22 protein-coding genes and 1 pseudogene are annotated in these 21,042 nt (G+C 71.8%); 2 read left to right on the top strand and 21 right to left on the bottom strand.

Annotated features, from left to right (window positions below; genetic code table 11):
- Positions 1-93 precede the first annotated feature (93 nt).
- The 21 genes from mobF to J8M50_RS48470 form a co-directional block, all read right to left on the bottom strand.
- Complete coding sequence (gene mobF, locus J8M50_RS48575; RefSeq protein WP_223786510.1) at positions 94-4,305, bottom strand: MobF family relaxase; 4,212 nt, start codon at positions 4,303-4,305, stop codon at positions 94-96.
- Positions 4,306-5,482: 1,177 nt separating this feature from the next.
- Positions 5,483-5,698 (bottom strand): hypothetical protein, encoded by a 216-nt coding sequence (locus tag J8M50_RS48570; protein WP_010361102.1) that lies wholly within the window; start codon positions 5,696-5,698, stop codon positions 5,483-5,485.
- Between the two features lie 59 nt (positions 5,699-5,757).
- Positions 5,758-5,994 carry a hypothetical protein gene (locus J8M50_RS48565; protein ID WP_010361101.1) on the bottom strand — a complete coding sequence of 79 codons (237 nt, stop codon included), beginning with the start codon at positions 5,992-5,994 and terminating at the stop codon, positions 5,758-5,760.
- Positions 5,991-6,614, bottom strand: coding sequence for a hypothetical protein (locus tag J8M50_RS48560; protein ID WP_010361100.1), 624 nt, complete (start codon positions 6,612-6,614; stop codon positions 5,991-5,993). The genes J8M50_RS48565 and J8M50_RS48560 overlap by 4 nt, the downstream gene beginning before the upstream one ends.
- A 67-nt stretch (positions 6,615-6,681) precedes the next feature.
- Complete coding sequence (locus J8M50_RS48555) at positions 6,682-7,269, bottom strand: hypothetical protein (RefSeq protein ID WP_010361099.1); 588 nt, start codon at positions 7,267-7,269, stop codon at positions 6,682-6,684.
- 114 nt (positions 7,270-7,383) lie between these two features.
- Entirely contained in the window at positions 7,384-8,037 is a 654-nt protein-coding gene (locus tag J8M50_RS48550; protein ID WP_050987442.1) for a hypothetical protein, read from the bottom strand.
- A gap of 14 nt (positions 8,038-8,051) precedes the next feature.
- Positions 8,052-8,513, bottom strand: coding sequence for a Pycsar system effector family protein (locus tag J8M50_RS48545; protein WP_010361184.1), 462 nt, complete (start codon positions 8,511-8,513; stop codon positions 8,052-8,054).
- A complete protein-coding gene (locus J8M50_RS48540) occupies positions 8,510-8,854 on the bottom strand; it encodes a DUF7739 domain-containing protein (protein WP_010361185.1) in 345 nt (114 codons plus the stop codon). Before J8M50_RS48540 ends, J8M50_RS48545 begins: the two co-directional genes overlap by 4 nt.
- Before the next feature lie 13 nt (positions 8,855-8,867).
- A complete protein-coding gene (locus J8M50_RS48535) occupies positions 8,868-9,062 on the bottom strand; it encodes a hypothetical protein (protein WP_010361186.1) in 195 nt (64 codons plus the stop codon).
- A 95-nt stretch (positions 9,063-9,157) separates the two neighbouring features.
- Positions 9,158-9,676, bottom strand: coding sequence for a hypothetical protein (locus J8M50_RS48530; RefSeq protein WP_010361187.1), 519 nt, complete (start codon positions 9,674-9,676; stop codon positions 9,158-9,160).
- A gap of 92 nt (positions 9,677-9,768) precedes the next feature.
- A complete protein-coding gene (locus tag J8M50_RS48525) occupies positions 9,769-9,915 on the bottom strand; it encodes a hypothetical protein (RefSeq protein WP_158002859.1) in 147 nt (48 codons plus the stop codon).
- A 46-nt stretch (positions 9,916-9,961) separates the two neighbouring features.
- Positions 9,962-11,377, bottom strand: coding sequence for an ATP-binding protein (locus J8M50_RS48520; RefSeq protein WP_040839163.1), 1,416 nt, complete (start codon positions 11,375-11,377; stop codon positions 9,962-9,964).
- A gap of 3 nt (positions 11,378-11,380) precedes the next feature.
- Positions 11,381-12,232, bottom strand: a complete 852-nt coding sequence (locus J8M50_RS48515) for a hypothetical protein (protein WP_010361189.1) — start codon at positions 12,230-12,232, stop codon at positions 11,381-11,383.
- A gap of 69 nt (positions 12,233-12,301) precedes the next feature.
- The gene (locus tag J8M50_RS48510; protein WP_010361190.1) at positions 12,302-12,721 is read right to left on the bottom strand and encodes a hypothetical protein; all 420 of its coding nucleotides are present in this window, start codon (positions 12,719-12,721) and stop codon (positions 12,302-12,304) included.
- Between the two features lie 3 nt (positions 12,722-12,724).
- Positions 12,725-15,031 carry a hypothetical protein gene (locus J8M50_RS48505; protein WP_263304966.1) on the bottom strand — a complete coding sequence of 769 codons (2,307 nt, stop codon included), beginning with the start codon at positions 15,029-15,031 and terminating at the stop codon, positions 12,725-12,727.
- A 146-nt stretch (positions 15,032-15,177) separates the two neighbouring features.
- On the bottom strand, positions 15,178-15,399 hold the full coding sequence (locus J8M50_RS48495; RefSeq protein WP_010361074.1) for a hypothetical protein: 222 nt from the start codon (positions 15,397-15,399) through the stop codon (positions 15,178-15,180).
- A gap of 3 nt (positions 15,400-15,402) precedes the next feature.
- A complete protein-coding gene (locus J8M50_RS48490) occupies positions 15,403-15,855 on the bottom strand; it encodes a hypothetical protein (RefSeq protein WP_010361073.1) in 453 nt (150 codons plus the stop codon).
- 64 nt (positions 15,856-15,919) lie between these two features.
- The gene (locus tag J8M50_RS48485; RefSeq protein WP_223786508.1) at positions 15,920-17,725 is read right to left on the bottom strand and encodes a coiled-coil domain-containing protein; all 1,806 of its coding nucleotides are present in this window, start codon (positions 17,723-17,725) and stop codon (positions 15,920-15,922) included.
- Positions 17,726-17,789: 64 nt separating this feature from the next.
- Complete coding sequence (locus J8M50_RS48480) at positions 17,790-18,212, bottom strand: hypothetical protein (RefSeq protein ID WP_010361199.1); 423 nt, start codon at positions 18,210-18,212, stop codon at positions 17,790-17,792.
- The gene (locus tag J8M50_RS48475; protein WP_010361204.1) at positions 18,209-18,529 is read right to left on the bottom strand and encodes a hypothetical protein; all 321 of its coding nucleotides are present in this window, start codon (positions 18,527-18,529) and stop codon (positions 18,209-18,211) included. Before J8M50_RS48475 ends, J8M50_RS48480 begins: the two co-directional genes overlap by 4 nt.
- A gap of 109 nt (positions 18,530-18,638) precedes the next feature.
- A complete protein-coding gene (locus J8M50_RS48470; protein WP_010361205.1) occupies positions 18,639-19,058 on the bottom strand; it encodes a hypothetical protein in 420 nt (139 codons plus the stop codon).
- Between the two features lie 532 nt (positions 19,059-19,590).
- Between J8M50_RS48470 and J8M50_RS48465 the strand changes: the two genes are divergently transcribed.
- Together J8M50_RS48465 and J8M50_RS48460 are read left to right on the top strand one after the other, a co-directional pair.
- Positions 19,591-20,514, top strand: a complete 924-nt coding sequence (locus tag J8M50_RS48465; protein ID WP_010361206.1) for a hypothetical protein — start codon at positions 19,591-19,593, stop codon at positions 20,512-20,514.
- A 13-nt stretch (positions 20,515-20,527) separates the two neighbouring features.
- Positions 20,528-21,042, top strand: a pseudogene (locus J8M50_RS48460) (hypothetical protein); the annotation flags it as partial.

Below are 21,042 nucleotides of genomic sequence, written 5' to 3'. Positions count from 1 at the left end.
CCATCCCTGCTCACAAGCCGTTGGCCCTGTTAGGTCCAACAGGTCTATGGGGGTCGGTGTATCGGCGCGGAGTGACGATACCTTGGTCCCCCTTCAGGCTTTTCGACCTCGGCTCTGCTGCTGATCCTGCTGCAGGGCGGGGGCGGGGGCCTGGTGCTGGACGGACTGCTGGCGGTTCTGCTCGGCGGCCTGTCCGGCGCGGTAGGCGACCTCCTGCTTGTGCCGCTCGGGGGTGACGTCCCGGATCATCCTCCGGTCGGCCTGCTCCTTGCGGACGTCGTCGACGTAGCCGCGGAACGCGGCGGCCTCCTCGGTCTTGGAGCCGATCCGGCCGTGCGCGTCATTGCGCAGGCGCAGGTCAGCCTTGTCGATCGCCTGGGCCCGCTCCGGCAGCGCGGTGCGCAGCTCGGTGAGCTTGGCGGCGAGGTCCTCGACTGTGGCCGGCCGGTAGCCGGTGGCGCCGAGGCTCCGTACGTCGCTGCTCTCGGTGAGGGTGTCCCAGGCGTCGGTGCGGGCGTCCGCCGCGGCCCGCTTGGCGCGCATCTCCTCGGTCTCCGCCTCCACGCGCTGCTCGACGAGGTGACCGGTCGCCTTCGCCACGGCCTTCTTGGTAGTGAAGGCCAGCGCGAGCGTGACGTGCCCGGCCTTGCGGGAGGACTCGGTCCGGTCGTACTGGCTGCGCATCTCCTGCGCCTTCTTCTCGGCCGCGCTCGCGGCGGCCTCCTCCGCACGGGCGCGGTCGAGGAGGGCCTCGGCGGCGGTGAGGACGGCGTCGGCCCGGGCGGTGAACTCACCGCCGCGGCTGGTGCCGGCGGCCTCGTAGCGCGCCAGTTCCTCGGAGCGCTGGCGGTACTCCTCGCGGGCCTGGGCGGCCAGGCCCTCGGCTGCTTCGGCCGACTCGATGTACCAGCCCATCCTGGAGCGCAGCTCCGACTCGGTCATGTCGCCGTACGCCCGCTTCTCGGCGGACGGGATGGCGCGCACCTCCCGCTCGCGCGTGACGGCGTCGAGGCGGGCCTTGTGCTCCTCGGACATCTGCAGGTCGTCCGCGCCGCTCTCGCCCGTGTCGTACGCGGGCGTCTGCGTGTCGTCGTCCTGGCGGCGGTCCTGCTCGGCGCGCTCGCGTTCGGCTCGGCGGGCGGCGTCCTCCCACCTCTGGCGCTTGACGAAGGTGGACTTCGAGCGGGCCGCGCGTACGGAGCGCTCCCGGGCGGCGCTGGCGTTGCGCAGGGCGGCCTCGTGCTCCTGGCGGGCGGTGAGGGGTTCGGTCTGCCTGGGCAGGGCGACGGGTTCGGGTGCGGCGCGCAGTTCGTCGGAGATCATGCCGTCCGGCTTCGACTGCCCGAGGTAGTCGGCGAACGCGTAGATGCTGCGCTGCAGGAGCTCCGTCTCGCTGCGGGCGGCTCCGAGTTCGCGCTGGGTGCGTTCGTCCTCGACGACGTCCAGGGGGAGCCAGAGGTGGTTGGCCTCCTTGCCCCGGGTGATGCCCGGGTAGGTGGCGAAGGCGTTGCAGCCGTGGCCGTAGAGCAGCGAGGTGTGGCAGGTCATGCCCTGGGAGGCGGCGACGGTCATGGCGTAGCCGAGGGAGAGGGCACCGCCGGCGATGTCGTCGGGGGCCATCCACGCGGACACCTCTGTGGTGCCGCTGGGGGCGGCCGGGTCCTTGGCCCGCCAGGTGATCTGGACCCTGTGGTCGTCGGCGATGGCGGTGACCTTGGCGCGGTAGCCGTTGAGGACGTCGGGCTGGCCCGGGTCGCGGCGGGAACGGTAGTCGTTGATCCGGACGCGGACGACGTCGTTCTCGGCGAGGACCAGTTCGCGGCCGCCGGGCAGGGCGAAGGTGTGCATCGTGTCGCCGAGCTCGCCGTTCTGGCGGCGCATCTCCTGCGCGCCGGCGTTGAGGAGGTCGACGTCATCGTTGCGGGCGGCCAGGACGGCGAGGTTGTCCAGCAGGTCGAGTTCGTCGGGCCAGTCCGCGCGCATGGCGTCCCAGGCCATCAACATCTGGGAGCGCGCCTCGTCGGCGGTGGCCGCCGGGTGGACGCGGTCGGCGGCCGCGAGCATCTCCAGGGCCTTGCGGTGGTCGCCGGTGCGCCAGATGTCGAGCGCAGCCCGCTCGGATTCGTCACGCTGGCGGCGGTTCTCGTCCAGGGTGAGGCCGCCGACGATGCGGTGGACTTCCTCGAACCAGCCGCCGATGCCGACGGCCTGCAGCTGCTTGGGGTCGCCGATCGCGAGGACCTGCGTGCCGGTGCGGGCCGCCTCGGTGAGCAGCTTCGCCGCCGAACGGTCGTCGGTCATCACCGCCTCGTCGACCACCAGGACGTCGATCCCGGTCAGCCCCTCGCCGGACTCGATCCGCTTCAGCCAGGACGCCACGGTGCGCGAGGGGATGGCGGAGGCGTCGGTCAGACCCTGCGCGCCGACCGCCGACAGGCACGCGCCCGCGTACGTGGTGCCGGTGGCATCCCACGCGATGCGGCACGCGTCCATGAGCGTGGACTTGCCCGCGCCGGCCACACCGATGACGGCGTCGACGCCGTTCCCGGCGGTGAGGAACCGGGTGACGACCTCCTGCTGCTGCTCCGATAGCTCGAACCCGGCCGCCTTGGCGAACACGCTCATGGCGAGGTCGGCCTGCTCGGTGGTCAGCCGGACGGTGTTGTCGGCGGACCGCTCGCGGGCCTGGGTGACGGCGACGTCCTCGGCCTCCAGGACGTCGCGGGTGGTGTACCGGTCGGTGCTCGACATCACCGTCGACCCGACATGCGGCAGCGCCACGGCGTAGCCCTCGACGCGCAGGACGTCGTCGACCAGGTGCTGGAGGTCGGTCAGGTCGGCGCTGCCGAACCCGTACGGCAGGGCGTTGACGACGGCCGCCATCAACGCGGCCCGGGTGAAGTCCTTGCGCGTCGCGGTGACGCCGGTCTCGGGGTCGAACACGATGCGCGCGATGTCGCTGGGCGGCGGGATGCGCGGCCCGCCGGAGCCGTCGACGGCCGCACCACCGTCACCGGGCGGACCGGGCGCGGCCTCGGCGACCATCGCGTCGACGTCGATACCCAGGGCCTCGGCGCGCTCCCGCCAGCTCGCGCGCATCCCGTTCGCATCCGCCTCGTGCTTGGCCCGCCGCGTCGTCGCGGAGACGCGCATCTTGTCCTCGCGGGAGGCGTCCTCACCGGCGAGCTCGTTCACCCGGGCCGCGCGCCGGCTGAACGCGTCACGCAGCTGCTCGGGGATGCCCTCGATCTCCCACGCCCGCGTCGTCTCCGACTGCACGCGCCGTACGCCGAACCGTTCGTGGGTGAGCTGACGGACGCGGGCCTTGAAGGTGGCGTCGAGGACGGCGGCGTGCCGGTAGAGGTCGGTGCCGGAGTTGGCGATCGACCTCCACTTCCCGTCCTCGCACAACGCCATGTTGGCGATGACGACGTGCAGGTGCAGGTGCGGGTCGCCGGGCTGTCCGTCGCCCATCGGACGGGAGGCGCGGTGCTCGACGGACCACCCGAGCAGACCGCCGGTCGCGATCCGTACCGGTTCGCCGTCCTCGCTGCCGACCGCGTAGCCGACCAGCTGCTCCGCCATGCGCAGCGTCTCGTCCTTCGCCTGGTGGACGATCTCGCGGTACGTCTTCTCGCCGAGGTCGGGCAGCAGGCCGTCCAGGGTGCTGTCGGACTTGCTCAGGTCGAGTACGAGGTCCCATCCGCGCACCCGGGTGTCGATGCGCAGGTCCTTGTTCGCCCACGCGTCCTCGACCGTCTTCTTGCCGTAGACCGCATCGAGGTCGATGCCGGTGGCGCGGGCGAGTTTGTGCACGGTCTCCACGTGCAGGCGCTGCCCCTCGCCCCGCCGGTTCACCATGCGCTGCTGCTGCGCAAGGACCCGCTGCTGCTTCGGCTTGCCGTCCAGCAGCGCGGACGCCTCGACGCCTTCCTCGGCGGCCTTCGCCTCGATGGCGCGCAGCAGCGGCGCGACGGTGAGCGTGGCCTTCTCGTCCGCGGTGACGGAGGTCTTGGTGGTGATGAGCCGGGCGCCGGTTTCGGGGTGGCATCCCTTCATCAGGCGGCGGGCCGCAGCCTCGCCCTCCGGGGTCATCACGGTGCCGGCCGTGAGGCCGACGGCGTCCAGGCCGGAGCCGATCCAGACCAGGACGCCGTCCGCGTCCGACTCCAGACGGTAAGTGACCGGGCGGTCCTCGGTGCCCTCGATCTCGCGGCCGGTGCTGTCGACGACACCACACCCGGCCTGACGGCTGAGCCGGTAGTCGACCTGTTCGTCGGCCCGAATCTCCATCACCCACGCCATCCGGCGCCCCTCCCCGTTCCCGCAGCTTGTGCGGTTGTGCAGTCGTTCGTCTTTCCCGGCAGCGCCGGGGTTCCCCGACAGGGGAACCCCCTTTGTCCATCCCATGCTTTTGATCTTGCTCTGTTCGAACAGACGTTCTACATAGTCAAGAGCACCGGAGGGAGCGTTGACCGTAACTCCGGATCACCGGTTGACCAAGAAACTGTCCGTCAGACGTTCTGGTTGATGGCGGTATGGCCGTTACTTCCATCGGATCGCGATCCACCCGCGACGCGGCTGGCGAGCCCTGCCGCCGGGCCTGCCAGCGGGCCTGACAGGGGTGTCCACAAGCCGGAGGCCGTCCGCGATTCGCGGACAGTTACGGCGGGCCTGGTTGCGGAGGGTGGTCACCGGGCGGGCGGTGCGGCGAAGGCGGCCGGGGGTCGAGCTGGACCGCGCCGGGCGCCGGTGCGGGAGCGCTGCGCCCGGCCGGTACGCGGGCGTCGGTGCGGGAGCGCGGCGCCCTCCCAGGCGACGCGGCAGGGGGGACGGCGGCCGCGTCGGCGTGCGGCGCGGACGCGCGATCCGGTCGGTCAGCGCGGTGTCCACGGTGGTGGTCCCGGCGGCCGCGGGGACGGCGCCGGCGTCGCCGTGGGGACGGTCCCCGGTGAAGGTGCGAGGCGTCCCCGCCGAGCGCCAGGACGTCGCCGACGGTCCCCGTCCCCCGCACGGGGCCCGTCGGCGACGGCGCGTCTTCCCGGTCCCCGGGGACCGGTCCCCGCGCGGCTAACGTCACCCGCGCTTTGCTCGCTCTTGGTGTTCTTCGGGGACCGAGATCCGCACGCACTTTGCATTCCCATTACCCGCTGGTCAGCGCGGTTTCGTGCGCGGACGGTCCCCGGCAATGCGGTCCCCGGTGCACGGGGACCGGTCCCCGATGCCCCGGTGCGGACGGTCCCCGATGCCCCGGTGCGGACGGTCCCCGGGACCGTCCCCGAATGACCGTTCCGGGGACGGTCCCCGCGCCATCTCGTCGGCGGGACGGTCCCCGAACACGACGGTCCCCAGACGGTTGGGGACGGTCCCCAAGAGCACAGTCCCCGTCGCTTGGGGACCGTCGCCCCCGTCCCCGGACATGACGAAGCCCCCGTCCGCTGAGGTTCGCGGACGGGGGCTTCGGGGAGGTGTGCGGGTCGAGTCAGCTGTCGCTCGTGTCGCGGCTGAGGAGCTGGCGGAGCATGTTCTTCATCTCGCCCAGGTCCTCCTTCAGCTGCTCCTGGCCCTTCTCCAGCCGGTCGAGGGACGCGGTGTGGTTGGCCAGGGCGATGGTGTGCTCCGTCTGCTTGTCGATCACCCGCTGAAGCTTCTCGTTCAGGATGCGGGCCATCTCCTGGCTGATCGGGTCCTCTGGCATGGCACCTCTCGTTTCGCTTGTCGGTCCAGTGTGCCGCGTTGCCGGGTGCGGCGGGTCAATCAGAGGTCGCGGACTTCGATCCCGGCGTCGTCGCCGGACGGGCGGGCGACGACGGACAGGCGCACGCTGCCGTCGTCAAGCGGGGCGAGCTGTACGGCGTGGTGGGCGCCGTGGCCGTCGCCCAGAGCGTCGGTCTCGAACGCGGTGGCGGGCAGGTCCAGGCTCCCGCCGTTGTGCATCAGGACGGCGATCAGCATGGCGTGGGACATGTCGGCCGGGGTGGGCAGGGCGCTCACCAGCGGCCGCCCTCGGAGCCGATGAGCTTGGCGACTCGATGCCCGGCGATGTCGTTGATGCCCGCCACGGCGACGGCGACGGCGTTCTTCGCGTCGTCGATCAGCAACTCCTCGACGGGCCACTTCCCGGCGGGCTGGTGCAGAGTCCAGTCGTCGGCCGGCAGGCGCAGGGTGGCGGCCAGCAGCAGCGCGGGCTTGGACTCGTCGTGGGGGGCTTGCAGGGGCAGGTGGCTTCCGTCCGAGGAGTACGCGTACCGGTCGGTCTCCCAGTCGCGCATGGCGGAGTACGGCGGGCGCACGCTCTGGGCGAGCTGGCCGTGCTGGACGGGGGTCTCGATCTCGACGAGGAGGCGGCCGTCCTCCTGCGACTGGGTGAGGCGGACGGCGCCGAGGTCGGGGCGGATGCGGACGTAGCCGGGGGACATGATCGGCGGGGTGGCGACGTGCCAGGCCCACACCAGGAAGGCGGCCGGGTCGGTGCGGTCCTCGTCCCACAGGTCAGTAAGGCGCTGGGCGAGGTAGCGGCCGAAGCGGGAGTCGAGCGGGGCGTTGCTGTCGCCCATCTCGCGGTCGTAGTCGTCGGCGACGGCGACGAGGGTGGTGCTGGACCAGGAGGTCACAGGGAGGCTCCTCGGGTGAGGGGCGGGGGCGGTTTCGGCGGCCCCGCCGGGTGTCGGGTGGTGTGGGTCAGCGGCGGAACGGGTTGCCGATCTCGCCGTGCACGAGGGCCCGAACGATCTCGGCGACCTGGGAGGCCCCGGCCTGCGAGGCGGGGGCGACGATCGACAGGACGGACGCGCCGTTCTGGTTGAAGGCCAGGTCCCATCCGCCGTTGGAGTAGATGCCGACGATCAGGTTGGCGTCACCGTGGAAGCCGCCGCGCGGGGTGGCGGAGCTGCGCTCGACGACGACGCTGGCGCGGGGCCCGAGCTTGGCGCTCAGGCCGATCTCGTCGGAGGTCAGAGCCTCCAGCAGGTGCCGGGCCAGGGCCATGGTCTCCTGGCCGGTGCGCTCCGTCTCCGGGCGCTCGTAGCGACGGGCGACGACGCTGAGCGCGCCGCCGGGCAGGTCGGCCGCCCATCCCCAGTCGGAGGTGGTGACGCCGTGGCGCTCGCCGGCGGCCCACAGGTCTGTGAGGAGTTCGGCGGCGTGCTCCAGGACGCTCGGGGCGTACAGGCAGCGGAGGGAGGCGGCGGCCTTCTCGACGGCGGCGTACGCCTCGGCGGAGAAGACGGGGCCGTCGGGGACGGCGCTGTCGATGGTGGTGTCGGTCATGGTTTCCTCTCAATGAGCCCGGGGCCGGTTTCGGCGGCCCCGGGCTTCATGCTGTCGTGCCGGGGTGACAGTGCAGGCTGATCCGCCCGAACCTCACCGTTGGGGGTGTTGGGTCTAACAGGTCTGTTCGGTGCGGACGCGGTCGCGGCGGGGGTCCCAGCCGGAGCAGTGGGTGCGCTCCTGGCCGTCGGTGCCGCGCACGGTGATCTGCCAGACCGGCCAGGTGCCCAGAGGGCGCGGACCGGGCTCGATGCCGAGGACCTCGTACGAGCTGGCGTCGTCGCCGTGGTCGTAGCGGCCGCCGACGACACGGGGGCCGATCTGGGTGGTGATCCACTCCTCGTACGTCATCTCGAAGCCCTCCTCGCGGTCGCCCAGGAGCTCGGCGGGCATCGTGTTGCCGCACTCGTCGCAGTCGCTGCGGCCGCAGGTGTTCACCGTGCCGCAGGCCGCGCAACTCCAGGACGGGCGCTGGCACTCGTGGCAGGCGTCGTACGACGCCGGGTTGTCGGCGCCGCACGTGCATCCCCACACCCGGCGGGCACGCTTGGCGGCCGCGAGGTCGCGTTCGTAGGTCGAGGCCGGGTCCGCGCCGTGGAGGACGGTCACCTCGTCGTGGCGGGGGAACTGGGGGCGGCCGTCGTCCATGCGGACGGTGAGGTGGCCGCCGGTGTGCATCTCCTGGATGACGCCCTGGTCGCCGATCTCGGCGACGCGGTCGAACGCCTCGATCCGGGCGGTCAGCTCGATGCGGTTTCCGACGTGCATGGTGTTCTCCTCGGTCAGATCAGGGAGGTGAGCAGGGCGGCGGCGAGGGTGACGAGCGAGGCGCCGGTGATGTCCCCGGCCGCCCGCAGGCCCCGGTACTTGCGGCGGGCGATCTGCGAGAGCTGGATGACGTGGGCGGCGCGGTCGCCGGGGTTCTTCAGGTCCTCCACCAGGTCCTCGGGCGTGCACAGCGACCAGTAGAGGAAGGAGCCGCGGGAGGCGCCGGTCAGCCGGGGGCGGACGACCAGGAGGACGACGAGCATCGCGGCGACCAGGCCGACGGTGCCGGCCCCGACGAGGACGGCGGCCATGGGCGGTAAGGCGTGCCCGGGCACCGCGGCGACGAGCGCGGCCAGCGGCAGGCTGAACGAGGTGAGCAGCACGCCGGACTTCGCGTCGGTCCTGCTGATCTCGGCGAGGACGGTGGTGTTGGCGGCGTCCAGGCGGGCGTCGATGGGGTCGTGTGCGGTGGTCATCGGCTGCTTCCTTCGGTGGTCGGGGTCCAGGTCCAGGGGGCGGGGTCGGCGGCGGCGTTGGCGGCCGCGATGCCCAGGCGGGTGGCGATCTCGGGGAACGGCTTCTTCAGCCGTCGGTGGGCGGCCGCGCGGCGCAGCAGGATGGCGAGCAGCGCGGCCTGGTCGCTGTCGATGGCGTGCTCGCCCTGGCCCGCCGCGTCCAGGAGCGTGGTGAGCGGCGGGTAGTCGGCGGCCGGGAGGACACCGCGGACGTGCTTGCCGAATTCGCGCAGCTGGTGGACGGGGAGGATGTCGACTCCGAGGAAGTCGCTGCCGTGGCTGACGGTGACGTGCGTGCTCAAGGCGTATCTCCTGTCAGAAGTTGATCCGGGCGAGCAGGTCGGCGAGGCCGCCGGCGGCGGAGTTGATGGGCCCGGCCACGCCGGTGGAGGCGAGGAAGAAGCCGAACCCGATCGCGGCGAGGGCGGGCAGGACGCGCAGGGCGCCGTTGCGCAGCAGGACGAAGACGACGATCGCCAGCAGGACGACGGCGCTCAGGGACACGGCCACGGGGCTCTCCTTGTCGAACGTAAGCCCTGTTAGACCTGTTGGGCCTAACAGGGCTTACGGGTGTTGGTCTGCGGTTTCGCTGGGGTGGGGGAGGGTCAGCGGCGGATCTCGTTGCGGGTGCGGGCGATCAGGCCGCGGGTCTCGGTGCTGTAGCTGCTGTGGTCCTGGTGGACGGTGCCCTCGTAGTGCTGGTGGATCACGGGCGGCGCGGCGGCGACGGCTTCCTTGGCCCGGCGCACCAGGCGGCACAGGGCGAGGACGACGACCGTGGGAGCGCCAAGGACGATGCCGCAGACGACCGGGTCGGCGTACTGGGAGAGGTACATCAGGATTCCGGCGGACACGCTGACCATGGACACCGACCCGGCTCCGGCGAGCATGAGGACGCTGGCGTCGGTGGCGCCCTGACTCATGGGCGCTCGGCCGGGCTGCCTCTCGGGCGGGGCGGTGCCGATGGCGGGGACCGGGGTGGGGTCGCGGAACGACGTCGCCGTCGGCGTCTGCACCGGGGCCGGCGGGGCGGGGCGGTAGGCGTCCGTGATGAGGCGGAGTGCCTCGACCTCCGCCTCGGCGTCGGTCAGGGGCGTCTTGCGGGGGTCGGGCACGGGCACCATGGACGGTGCCTCCTTCCGTGACGGGTCGGGGGACGCCGAGGGCCCCGGAGAGTTTCGGTCTCCGGGGCCCTCGCGCGCTGTGTGGTTGTGGATCAGTCGTCCGGGGTGATGTTCGTGGCGTCGCAGTTCCAGCAGTCCCACTCCGCCGGTAATCGGTAGCGCTCGGTCCAGAAGCCGACCGGGCGGCCCCAGACGGCGTTGGTGATGCCGCAGCACCAGCAGTCGAACTCGAAGTCCATGCCGTTCTCCCTCCGGGGACAGCATGGGATCACGGTCCGACAGCGGCTAGGACGGGTTCGGGCGGATCAGGTTCGTTCCGTCCGGGCGGGCGAGCTTCCCGTCCTTGCGCATCGCGCTGATCGTGGTGCCCAGCGTGCCGCGCCGGACCGGCCTGTTGCTGAGGCCGTCGGCGTCGAGCGCGGCCGCGAGATCCGGCGCCGACATGCCCTCGGGCGGGAGAATCGCCATGATCCGGTCGGCGATCGATTGCGGCGCGGCGGGCTCCTCGGCGGCGGCTGCCGCCGCGGCGGCAGCCGGTTCGGACGGGGCCGTTCCTGCCGGGCCGTCGTCGCTGTCGCCGAGGAGCTTGAGCTCCTTGGCCGTCACGAACGCCATCAGGTTGATCCCCTCACCCGGCGGGGCCTCGGGCCCGTACAGGTCGAGGATCAGCGGGTCGAAGCCCGCGGTGGGGGCGACGGAGCCGACGACGAAGGTGCGGGCCATGCTCATCGGGCGGGGCCCGGTGAGGTGGTAGAGCATCCCCTGGCTGTTGGCGTCCTCGTCGTCGTCGGTGGCGACCTCGTTGTACCGGCGGATGCGCTGGACACGGCCGACGACCTTCGGGATGGGCTGGAGGGCCTCGCCGCGCGGGACCAGGCCGTCGCCGACGAGCTGCTGCATCATGCCACTGCTCCAGCGGAGCAGGATGACCTCGCCCTCCTTGAGCATGGCGCGCAGCGTGTCGCTGCCGCCGAGCTCGGCGAGGTGGCCGGCCTGCGCGGCGATGATGATGCCGACGCCCACCGACCGGCCGGTGCGGCCCAATTCCTTGATGAGCTTGGCGCCCTCGTCGCGGAACGGGGCGCCTTCCTCGAGGAGGCGGTTGGCCTCGTCGACGATCCCGTACATCAGCGGGTCGGGATCGTCCTTGATGAAGCCGGAGCGCCCCAGCTCGGCGTAGGCGTCCATCCGGCGTTCGGCCTCGGCGACCAGGCCGCGCAGCATGAGGATGGTCTCGTACTGCGTTGTGACCCGGGTGGCGACCTGTCCGGCGGCCTCGGGAACCGACTGCCCCTTCTTGAGGTCGGCGAGGTGGACGACGATGCCCGACCGTTTGCAGGCGACCAGGATCGCCTGCACCAGGCGGGACTTTCCGGCGCCGGTGGTACCGAATACCGCGCCTCGCTGTGCGTTTCCGGTCTTCGGGTCGAAAAGCCGGAACATGAGCGGCGATCCGTCGTAATAGGTGCCGATACGGATTCGGCCCCGGGCGTCCATCACCAGGTCATCGAGGCGGACCTCGCGCATGTTCATCAGCGGGTTCGACGGGTAGACCCGCACGATCGCCTCACGGCCGACGCCCTGCTCGAAGATGACCCGCGAGCGGTCGGGGACTTCGAGCAGATCACACAGGGCGTCGTGGTCGTATCTCTTCACTCCGCCCGGCGGGGTTTTCAGTACGTATTCCCTTACGTCCACCACGGGTCAGGTCAGCTCCTTTCGGATTTCGTAGGTGTTCGCCTCGATCAATTCGACGCCCGGCATTGCGGTCGCCGCGATTTCCTTCCAGACCTCCTCGTCGCCTCCGGCGGTCTTCTCGGATTCGGCGGGCTCGGGCCGCGGACCGAGCACCAGGAGCCGGACGCCGGCGCCCCGGCCGGGTACGGGCCCGATCTCGATCTGTTCCTCGGGCACGTCCAAGTGGGCCGACAGGCGCGACTTGGAGATGTCGGGGACCGGGGTGCCGCGCTGGGCGGAGCCGAGGACGACGGCCACGCACTCCTTGCTGATCCGGTCGTAGTCCAGGAGCACGGTGTTGGGGGCGATGCCGTCCTCGCCCGCGAACTCCTGGCGCCACCAGCGCGCCGCGTCGCTCTCGTTCGGATCCACCGGGCGGACGACGACTTCGGCGGCCTTCTGCTCGGCCTCCTTGGTCGCCTCAGCGATCTCCTGCAGCACGGCCTCGTCGACGAGCTCGCGGGCAAGGCGGCCGGGGCGGATGTACCAGGTGGCTCCGGTCCACACGGCGATGACGGTGGCCTGCGCGAGGAGCCAGCCGCTGCTGCCGCTGGGCACCAGGCGCTCGCCGACCAGCAGCAGGGCGTTGCCCGCGTGGGGGGAGGCGTAGACGCAGAAGGCGGTGGCCTTCGCCGAGCTGGGGGCCTTCCACAGCTTGATGTTGGTCGCCAGTCCGATACCGGCGGTGGCAGCGGCGGCGGCGATGCCGGGGCCGGTGAGGAAGTCGGTGAACAGCCCTCCGGTCAGTACCGCGGCCCCGGCGGCGGTGGCGACGCGGCCGGCCTTCGCGCGGGCCCGGGCGTGCACGCGGTCGAACATGGGGGTCTACCTCCGTGTCTCGGACGGGCGGGGCGGCCGGGCCGTTGGGCTCCGGCCGCCCCGGTGGGACTAGCGGTTGCTGTAGTACGTCCGGTCGGCGATCTGACCGGGCTTGTTCGTCATCGCCTCGTGCACGGGGCCGTAGTCGCCTTCGTGCTCGTCCTTGGCGGTCTGAAAGTCGGAGGCCATCTCGGCGGCCTCGGTGGACAGGGCTTCGGCGTCGGCCAGGACGCCGCGCATGACGGTCGCCGCGTCCTGGTGGGCGCTGACGACGGCCGGGTCGACGCCCAGGCCGGAGGCGGTGTCGGCGAGGTTCTCGACCGACTTCGCGCAGCCCTTGACGTAGTTGAAGGCGCCGCGCACGGCCTCGCTGAGCGAGAGCATCGCCATCGACGCGGCCGCCAGGCGCGCCACGATGATGGTGTAGGTGACGGCGTCCATGAGGGTGTCGGCGATCTTCCCGCCGATGCGTGCCAGGTCCGAACTCATCGGCTACTCCTTGTGGTACGAGGCGTCGGCGGGGGCGGTGTGGCCCATGTCGCGGGTCACGTCGGCCGGGTGCTTGTCGTACTCGGCCGCGACTTGACCGGCGTGGGCGATGGCCTCGGAGGCGCCGGGCAGACCGTCGGCGAGCTTGTTCGCCTTGGACTCCACGACCCCGGCCTTCTCGATCAGGCGGGCGCACCAGCCGATAAGGCGGCCGGGCACCGACTTGTTGGTCAGCTCGGCGTGCAGCGATTCCAGCGAGGTCACCAGGTTCTGGCACTTGTTGGCGACCATCCGGGCGTGCTCGGCTCCAGCCAGGATCTCCTCGGCCATGTCCGCGTCGGACTCGATGACGTCGTAGACCGTCAGCTCGGCGTCTGCGAACTGGACGTTCTCGACCTTGGCGGGCGCTCCGCCCATGGGCCGCGCCTCCTTCCTCGGTGCGGGGACCGTGGCGGTCCCGGTGTCGGTGGTGCCGGTCTCGGCGGGCTGGGTGGTCGGCTCCGCCGCCGGAGTCGGCGACGGGGTCTCAGTGGCCGTCCCGGCCGGGCTGCCCGCGGTGAGGGCGGCCGGGGCCTTGGGCTCCGGCGGCTTCGCCTCGGGCTCGATCCGTTCGAGGGTGACGGTGTACTCCGCGCTCATCCCGGGCGGCGGCCGCAGCCACTCCCCGCTCTCGTGCGGCGTGCTCCTCGGCGGCGGCGTGTGCCCCCGCGTACGGCGCGAGCGTGAGCCGGGCCGCGAACTGGTCGGGCCGCCGGTGCCCTTCGGCCCGCCGGCCCCGGTGCCCGCGCCGGTCGGCGCGGTCGTGGGAGCGGCCTTGGGCTTCTTCCGCCCGGGCCGCGGCTTCTTCTTCAGGTTGACCTTCGGCGACGTCGCCTTCGGCGGGGTCGTCGAGGATCCCTTCGGAGCCTTGGGCTTCTTGGTGAGGTCCACCGGCTTCGGCGGGGTGGCCGTGCCGCCCGTGGACGCCGGGGTCTTCTTCTTGGAGCCGGGCGTCTTCTTCGCCGTTCCGCCCTTCCCACCAGGGCCTTTGCCTTTGCCCTTGGTCTTCGTGGACGTGGGCTTGGGCTTGGGGGAGGTGGCCTTCGGCGGGGTCGTGGAGGACCCCTTCGGGGCCTTGGGGGTCTTGCCGCCCTTGGCCGTGCCCGTGCCGGTGGGCTTCTTCTTCGTGCTGCCCTTGCCGCCCGGGCCCTTCGTCGGGCCGGTCTTCCCGGTGGTCGGCTTCGTGGCCGGGCCCTTGCCGGTGGTGCCGCTGGCCCCGCCCGGCTTGGTCGCGCCGCCCTTGTTCGGCGTCACCTTGCCCTTGCCGGTGTCCGGCTTGGCCTTGGGCTTCGTCTCCGGCCTGGCCTTGTCGGTCCGGCCGCGCGCGGGGCTGTTCTTCTTGGTGTCGCCGCCCCCGGAGGACGTCTTCCTGCCCTTGCCGGACGCGCCGTCCTTGCCGCTGGCCCCGTCGCTCTTGCGGCGCATCCGCTCCAGCGGCCCCTGCTTCTTGGCCTCCGGGCGGGCCCGGTCCTTCTTCGCGTCCCGGCGCGCGGCCGCCGCCTTCTGCGCGTCCGTGCTCTTGCCGGACGACTTCGTGGCGGCGAGGTCCTTGGAGCCGGTCGGCTTGCCCTTGGTCTTGGTGTCGGCGCCCTTGCCGAAGGTGCCGCTGCCCTTCCCGCCGGTACCGGAGCGGCCAGCGCCTCCGGAGCCGGACTTCCCGCCGCCGCCCTTGCCACCGCCCCGGCCTGAGTCGGCCGACGACGACTTGACGCGACCCTTGGCCCGCGCCTGCGACGCGTCGTCGCTGATCTTCGCCAGCGCGGCCGAGTGCTCGGCGCGGGCCTTGATCTGTTCCGCCTTCGCCTTCGCGGCGGCCTCCCGGACGGGGGCCTGGTCCTCGAAGCGCTGGCGACGGTCGCCCAACCACTGGGTCATGCCGCGCAGGGCGGCGACTGCGATGCCGATGGCGACCACCATCGCGCTACCAGCGCCTTCGCGGCCGCCGCCACCGTCGCCCTCGCTGACGCCCTCCGACCGCAACGCGGCGGGGATCGACGAGGTGCGGGTGGCGGGCAGGCCGGGAACCGGCGGCGGCGGGACGGCCGCGTCGGGCACGGCCAGTTCCGGGCGGACCGGCTCCTCGTCGGGATCGGCTGCCGCCGGTCCGGGGTCGCTCGCTGCCGGGGCCGGCGGAGCCGGGGGAGCCGGAGGGGCGGGCGGTGCCGGGCGCGGGGGCGGCCCGGGCGGGGGCGGCGGAGGCGGAGGCGGGGCACCCCCGCCGGTCGGCCGGAACGGGATCACCTGTCCCCCCGGGCCTTCTTCGTCGCTCATGGAACCCTCCAAGCGGGTTGACAGACGGTGACCACCTCGCGTACGCGCGCGCGTGTCCGCGCGCCCGTGTGCCCGCGCGTCCGTGTTGGGGGTGCGGGAGAGGCGGTCACCGTCGGATTTGATCGGTGGATTGATTGACCGGGCGGTCACGCTTCGTAGCGGGAGACCCAGGTGGCGACGGTGCGGGAGAGGTCGTTCCACGCCTCCGGATCGCCGTCCTTCTCGCGCTGCGCGGCGACCGCGCGGGCTCGCTCCAGCCACGACTCCGCCAGACCGCGCGGGCCGCGCTGGGCCCGCTCGGTCTGGCGCTTCTCGAAGTGGTCGAGCTGGTTGGCCGCGCGCCGCTCGGCCTTGTTCTGGGCGGGCACCGGTCAGGCTCCTCGTCGCAGGCCGTCGAAAACATCCCCGAACTGGGCCTTCTCGGGCGGGCCGGGGGCCGCGCCGGCCGACGGGGACTCGATCGCCTGCTGCCCCTGGCCCTTGGCGACTGCCTTGCGCTGGCGCTTCTCCTCGCGCTTGACCGGCAGGTCCTCGTAGGACTTCTGGAAGCGGCCGTTGAAGCTGATCAGGTCGCTGATCGCCTTCTCGACGTCGTCGGCGGCGCTGAACAGCGGCTTCACGGAGTGCCAGGCCCTGATCCGGGCCTGGCCGGGCAGGTCGCCCTCGATGGCGCCGATCTCCTTGACCTCGGCCTCCATCTCGCGGGCCAGGCGGCGCAGGTCGTCGACGATCGGCAGGAGCTGCGCCCGGCGCTGCTCCAGGTGGATGGCCCGGTCCGCGGGGGACCGGAGGTGTTCGGGGGTCCACTTCTCGGCGGCGCTCATGAGCGTCCTTTCTGGTGTGCGTGGGGAGTGAGCGGGTCCGGCCCGCGGCGTCCGCCGTGCCGCATCAGCGGACGGCGCGGATCTGGTTGCGGACCCACTCGGGGTCCAGGCCGCCGAACTCGGCGGCGAGGGTGGTGGGCGACGGGGTCTCGCCTACCGCGAGGATCTCGGCGGCGCGGGCCCGTACGGCGGCCCGCTGCTCGGCGCTCGGGCTGCCGGGCTTGCCGCCCTTACCGGTGCGCTTACCGCCTCCGGTACCGCCACCGGTAGAACGCGGTTTACCGCTACCGGTAGAACCGCCGTTACCGCTCCGGCTACCGCTACCGGTACCGCCGGGATTACCGCCCGGGTTACCGCTACCGGTAGGAGCCGGGTTACCGGTGCCGTCACCGCTGGCGGTGTCGGCCTCCGGCTCGTCCTCGGCCTCCTCCTCGTCGTCGTCGGCGTGGTCGTCCATGAGCTTGTGGACGCGCCAGACGACCGCGACGAACATCGTCACGACCGCGATGATGAGGAAGGTCTGCCCGTCGGCCTCCGGCACGGCGAGGTGGTACGTGATGTTCGCGCCGAGCATCAGCAGCAGCGCCGGGTACACGTCCTTCTCGCGCTTGAAGGCGACGACGCAGTAGATGTCGATGCACACCGGCAGCAGCGGGGAGAACGGACCGAAGCCCACCATCTTCGCCAGGTGATACTCGCCGGTGGCCGCCAGTCCGATCGCGGCGAACAGGGCCAGCCAGACCATCAGGTCCCAGAACTTCCGGGACCAGGACCGCTTGCGCTTGGCCCACGACTTCTTCTTGGCCGCCGCCTTACGGGCGTTGGCCAGGGCGGTCTCGGCGCTGCGCCGGAGCTTCTCGGCGCGGGCAGTGGCCTCGACCGCCTCCTTCATCACCTCGACCTTGTCCCGCTCGGCGCCGGCCACGATGTCGCGCGCCGCCCTGCGGGCCTCGGTCTCGGCGTTGCGCCTCAGCTCCGCCAGTTCGACGGTCAGCGCCTCGCGCTGCTCCTGGCGGCGCCGTTCGTGCTCCTCGCCGAGCCGACGAAATTCCGCCTCCGTATCGGCGCGGACCGCCTCGACCTCCTTTCGGTGGTCGTCCAGCTCGGCCCGGATGGCCTCGCGCCGCTCGGCGAGCTCCTCGTTCAGCTCCAGGAGCGCGGTGCGACGGGCGAGGTCGGTCTCGGCGGCGACCGCCGCGTGCGCGGCCGCCGTCTCGTTCGCCTGCTCCTGCGCCTCACCGAGGATGCGCGCCGCGTCCGCCAGGGCGGTGCGGTACGCGGCCTCGGCGGAGGCCCGGCGGAGCGCCGCGAGCTCGACCGCCTGCTGCTCTGCCTCGGCGAGCAGCAGGCGGGCCGACTCTTCGGCGGCCGCCGTGATCTCCTTGGCCGCCCGTTCCGCGGCCGCCGTGGTCTCGGCGGCCGCGTGCTCGGCTTCGGTCCGGGCGGAGGTGAGGAGGTCGGCGGCGTCCTGGTCGGCCTCGGCGCGGACGGTGTCCGCTCCGGACCTGGCCCGGCGCAGCCGCTCTCCGGCCTCCTCGGCGGCCTCGACCAGGACCTGCCTGGCGTCGTTGGCCGCCGACCGGCGGATGGTGCGGGCGCTCTCCTCGGCCGCGGCGACCAGCCGGGCCGATTCGTCGGCGGCCTGCTGGCGGGCGAGGTCGAGGGTGTCGGCCGCCCGGTCCATCAGGTCGGCCGCCCGGTCCCGCATGTCCGCGAGCCGGGTCTCCGCCTCCTCCCGCACCTCCGGGCTCGGCGGCACGGGTGCCGGCGCGGACGGTCGGCGCTGCGGCGGGGGTGTCGTCGTCTTCGGCGGCGGCTTCGCGGCCGCCGTCTTCTTCCGGGTGCTGCGGGTGCCGGTACGGGCCGCCACGCCAGCTCTCCTTTCGTACGGGGTGGCCGCCTCCCGGCGGCCACCTTGGTGTGCGGTCCGTTGATCAGCCCCGGTTGAGGCGGGCGGACATGCGGTCGACGGCTCCGGTGCCACGGACTGCGAGCCGGATGATCTGCTGGCGGAACCGCAGGTCGCCGCTGTAGCGAAGGCGGTCGTCCGCCCGGCACCCGGGCCCCCTGCCCACGCGAGCCAGGTGGAAGACGAGCCTCGTCGGCTGGGGTCCGCGGATCGCGGACGTCAGCTCGGTGACCGCGTACAGGACGAAGGCGTAGCCGAAGACGACCACCGCCACCGCCCGGCGACCGGCCGTCGCCCGGAGACCGCCGATCGGCCCGTGGGCCACCGCGATCTCCATGAGGTTCTGGTGGACCTCCCAGTCCACCGACGACCAGGAGTCGACGTCGCCGTGCTCCTGGCGGAACTGCTCGACGGCCATCACGGGCCTGCTGACCAGCTCGGTGCTCATGCGGTGACCTCTTCTCCGCCCCGGATCAGGGCCTCGCGTGCGGTGAGGATCTGGGCGGCCGCCGCCTCCGGCAGGCCGGTCGGGTCGATCTCCTGCAGGAGTTGCGCGGCGCGGGCGCGGCGCAGGATGTGGACCTGGAGGTCGTCGACGACCAGGTCGAGGTGGCGGAGCGTCTGGGCGCGGTCGCCGTGGACGGTCTGGAGGGCGAACAACGCGGCCGCGCAGTGCACGGTCGCGGCGAGGGTGCGGTCGGCCTGCTCGCGCAGCTCGTCGAGCTCGCGGGTACGGACGACGCGGACCGGGAAGCGCAGCTTCATCAGCGGCCCCCGTTCGCGTTCTGCCCGCAGCGGCAGGTCCACCAGCCGCACAGGACGCACGCGTCGTCGGCGGCCGGGGTGGCTTCCTTCTTGGCCTTGTCCTGCGGGCTCATGCGACCCGCTCCGTGTACTCGTCGCCCGTGCCGAGCTCGTCGAGGTCGACGTCGACGGCGGCGATCAGCGCCTCGACCTCGGCCACGGTGATGGAGGCCCAGTCGACCGTGATCTGCAGGCTGACGTTGCCCTGGCAGATCGTCCCGGCGACCGCGAACCCGCCCGGCGTCCGGGTGAGCGCGCTGTTCTCCAGCTCCTTGACCAGGACGGGCAGAAGGCCGGCGGACTCCTTGGCGACGGTGAGGTCGACGGTGATGCGCCCCTGCCGGGACACGGTCACGGCCACCTCGACGCCGATGCGGGCCAGGCTCTGGACCTCGCTGTAGACATGCCACGCTTCCGCGACCACGTCCTCCACGCCATCGGACACGGCCTTGGTGCGCAGGGGGGCGGCGGTGGTTGCGATGATGGTCATGCGGATCAGCTCCCTGTGAGATCGGGTTTGGTCCGTGCAGACCCCCGGCACACATGGCGCTCCAACGCCGTGCCGGGGGTCGCGCCGTCTGTGCGGCGCGGCGAGCGGATGGGGAGTTGCACACGCTGGCTCGACGCCAGCCCCGACCCCACCCCTGGGGTCCTGCTCAGATCCGCTCTCGGGCTGCCGTGCGGCCAGCCCCCCGCTCAAGACCTCGCCAACCCGAAAAGCGCTGGTGAGAGGGTCGTCTCGTCGTAATGACGGCAGGGGCGCCGCGGCCCGAAATTCAGTCCACTGTTGAGTTCTCAAACAACGACCGGCCACCCATCACCCCGCCGCGAGTACGACGAGTTCACCGGGGCCGACATCTGGATCTGGCGCTTGAAGTGCATGTATAGCCAACGCGACCGACCGATTTAGCGCCCTAAACCGACCGTGCATCGAAACCATAGGACGCGACTACGCTGCGAGTCAACCACCTTGAACAGTTGCGGTTTAGTGGGGTAAACATGAGGCACGAAGGGAGGCACGGATGGAAAAGGAACGGCCCGACGCTGCTCCGCTGACCGAGCTACAGGAACAGCTCCACTCAGCGTTCGACGTCGCATTGGCCCAGCTCAAGGAGTTGGGCGACCCTCTACAGCGGGCCAAAGCCGCTCACGGGCTCGTCGCCCGCGTGCAGGACTACGGCAATGAGATCCAGGCAGTGCGCAACGAGGCGATGAACGAGACCCTGCGGGTCGGGGAGCTGAACAGCACCCAGTTGGCCGCAGAACTCGGCATCAGCAAGGGACGGGTGAGCCAGCTCGCCAAGGGAGCTCCGCCGGAGCGCCTGTTCCTCGGCTCGGGCAAGGTCATCGTGGCGCTCGCCGAGAAGCTGGAGCACGGCAAGCTGCACGACGGCCGCGACAAGCGGGTCCAGGGCCCGGTGATCGCCACGGAGGACTTCCAGACCTACGAGCATCTGCGGGAGCTGGCCGAGGACGTCGGCCTGGAGATCACGTTCGAGCGCATCCCGCTCGGGGGCAATGTGCGGCTCAACCGCAACAACCTGGTGGTGATCTGCGGCCCCAGGCTGTCGCCTCTGATCGAGCAGATCCTCGAAAGTGACCCTCACCTGCGGTTCGACAAGGACGACGACGGCTGGTTCCTGACCGACCGGAAGACCGGTGAGGTCTATCGCTCGCCGATGGACCATGGCGGCAACAGCGACGTCGCGTACTTCGGCCGGCTCCCGCGCCCCGATGGTCAAGGCACGTTCCTCTACATCGCTGGCATCCACGCCCGCGGCTCGGGTGGCGTCGTGCACTGGCTCAACAACGAGCTGGCGACCGTGCACCGAGAGCTGAAGGCGAAGCGCTTCTCGACCCTGATCTCCAGCACGTTCGACCCCGACACGCTGGAGATCACCTCCAGCAAGCGCATCACGCCGTTCTACCGCCCGGAAGGGGCCTGACGTGCAGGTATCCATGGCATCGACCCAGGGTGTGGGCGCCGCGAACGAGGACACGGTCCACGTGAGCCCCACCGGAGTGGTCGTGCTGGACGGCCTGTCCGCCCCGAAGGACCTGCCCATGGGGTGCGTACACGGCACCCCATGGTTCGTACGACAACTCGGCACCACCTTGATCAATCTGATCGGCGACGACGAAGTGTCCCTCCAGGAAGCCCTTCGTACGGCAATCGCCGAGGTCAATGACCTGCACCGCGACTCCTGCGACCTGGACCAGGAAGCGGTACCCGCCTCGACCGTGGTGATGATCCGCGAACGCGGCGACGTACTCGACTACCTGGTGCTCTCCGACAACGTCCTGGTCCTCGACCTCGGAGACGACGGCATCCAGACCGTCGTCGACAAGCGGGTCGAGGAAGTTGCGGCCGACGAGATGCAGGCGGCTCTGCAAGGGCCGACGGGAACACCCGAGCACGCCGCCCGCGTGTCCCGGCTCGTCACCGTCCAACGACGCCTTCGGAACAAGCCCGG

It is taken from the genome of Streptomyces acidiscabies (assembly GCF_020010905.1).
Lineage (GTDB): Bacteria > Actinomycetota > Actinomycetes > Streptomycetales > Streptomycetaceae > Streptomyces > Streptomyces acidiscabies.
Note: the sequence above shows the minus strand (reverse complement) of the source record. Positions and strands in the feature narration are given on the sequence as shown.

What these genes read in the sequence shown, in the direction of transcription:
- J8M50_RS48465 (WP_010361206.1), top strand. Translation starts at nt 19,591, where the DNA reads ATGGAAAAGGAACGGCCCGACGCTGCTCCGCTGACCGAGCTACAGGAA.
- J8M50_RS48555 (WP_010361099.1), bottom strand. Translation starts at nt 7,269, where the DNA reads ATGACCGACACCACCATCGACAGCGCCGTCCCCGACGGCCCCGTCTTC.
- J8M50_RS48510 (WP_010361190.1), bottom strand. Translation starts at nt 12,721, where the DNA reads ATGAGTTCGGACCTGGCACGCATCGGCGGGAAGATCGCCGACACCCTC.
- J8M50_RS48570 (WP_010361102.1), bottom strand. Translation starts at nt 5,698, where the DNA reads ATGCCAGAGGACCCGATCAGCCAGGAGATGGCCCGCATCCTGAACGAG.
- J8M50_RS48490 (WP_010361073.1), bottom strand. Translation starts at nt 15,855, where the DNA reads ATGAGCGCCGCCGAGAAGTGGACCCCCGAACACCTCCGGTCCCCCGCG.
- J8M50_RS48545 (WP_010361184.1), bottom strand. Translation starts at nt 8,513, where the DNA reads ATGACCACCGCACACGACCCCATCGACGCCCGCCTGGACGCCGCCAAC.
- J8M50_RS48475 (WP_010361204.1), bottom strand. Translation starts at nt 18,529, where the DNA reads ATGAAGCTGCGCTTCCCGGTCCGCGTCGTCCGTACCCGCGAGCTCGAC.
- J8M50_RS48515 (WP_010361189.1), bottom strand. Translation starts at nt 12,232, where the DNA reads ATGTTCGACCGCGTGCACGCCCGGGCCCGCGCGAAGGCCGGCCGCGTC.
- mobF (WP_223786510.1), bottom strand. Translation starts at nt 4,305, where the DNA reads ATGGCGTGGGTGATGGAGATTCGGGCCGACGAACAGGTCGACTACCGG.
- J8M50_RS48505 (WP_263304966.1), bottom strand. Translation starts at nt 15,031, where the DNA reads ATGAGCGACGAAGAAGGCCCGGGGGGACAGGTGATCCCGTTCCGGCCG.
- J8M50_RS48530 (WP_010361187.1), bottom strand. Translation starts at nt 9,676, where the DNA reads ATGGTGCCCGTGCCCGACCCCCGCAAGACGCCCCTGACCGACGCCGAG.
- J8M50_RS48550 (WP_050987442.1), bottom strand. Translation starts at nt 8,037, where the DNA reads ATGCACGTCGGAAACCGCATCGAGCTGACCGCCCGGATCGAGGCGTTC.
- J8M50_RS48480 (WP_010361199.1), bottom strand. Translation starts at nt 18,212, where the DNA reads ATGAGCACCGAGCTGGTCAGCAGGCCCGTGATGGCCGTCGAGCAGTTC.
- J8M50_RS48525 (WP_158002859.1), bottom strand. Translation starts at nt 9,915, where the DNA reads ATGGACTTCGAGTTCGACTGCTGGTGCTGCGGCATCACCAACGCCGTC.
- J8M50_RS48470 (WP_010361205.1), bottom strand. Translation starts at nt 19,058, where the DNA reads ATGACCATCATCGCAACCACCGCCGCCCCCCTGCGCACCAAGGCCGTG.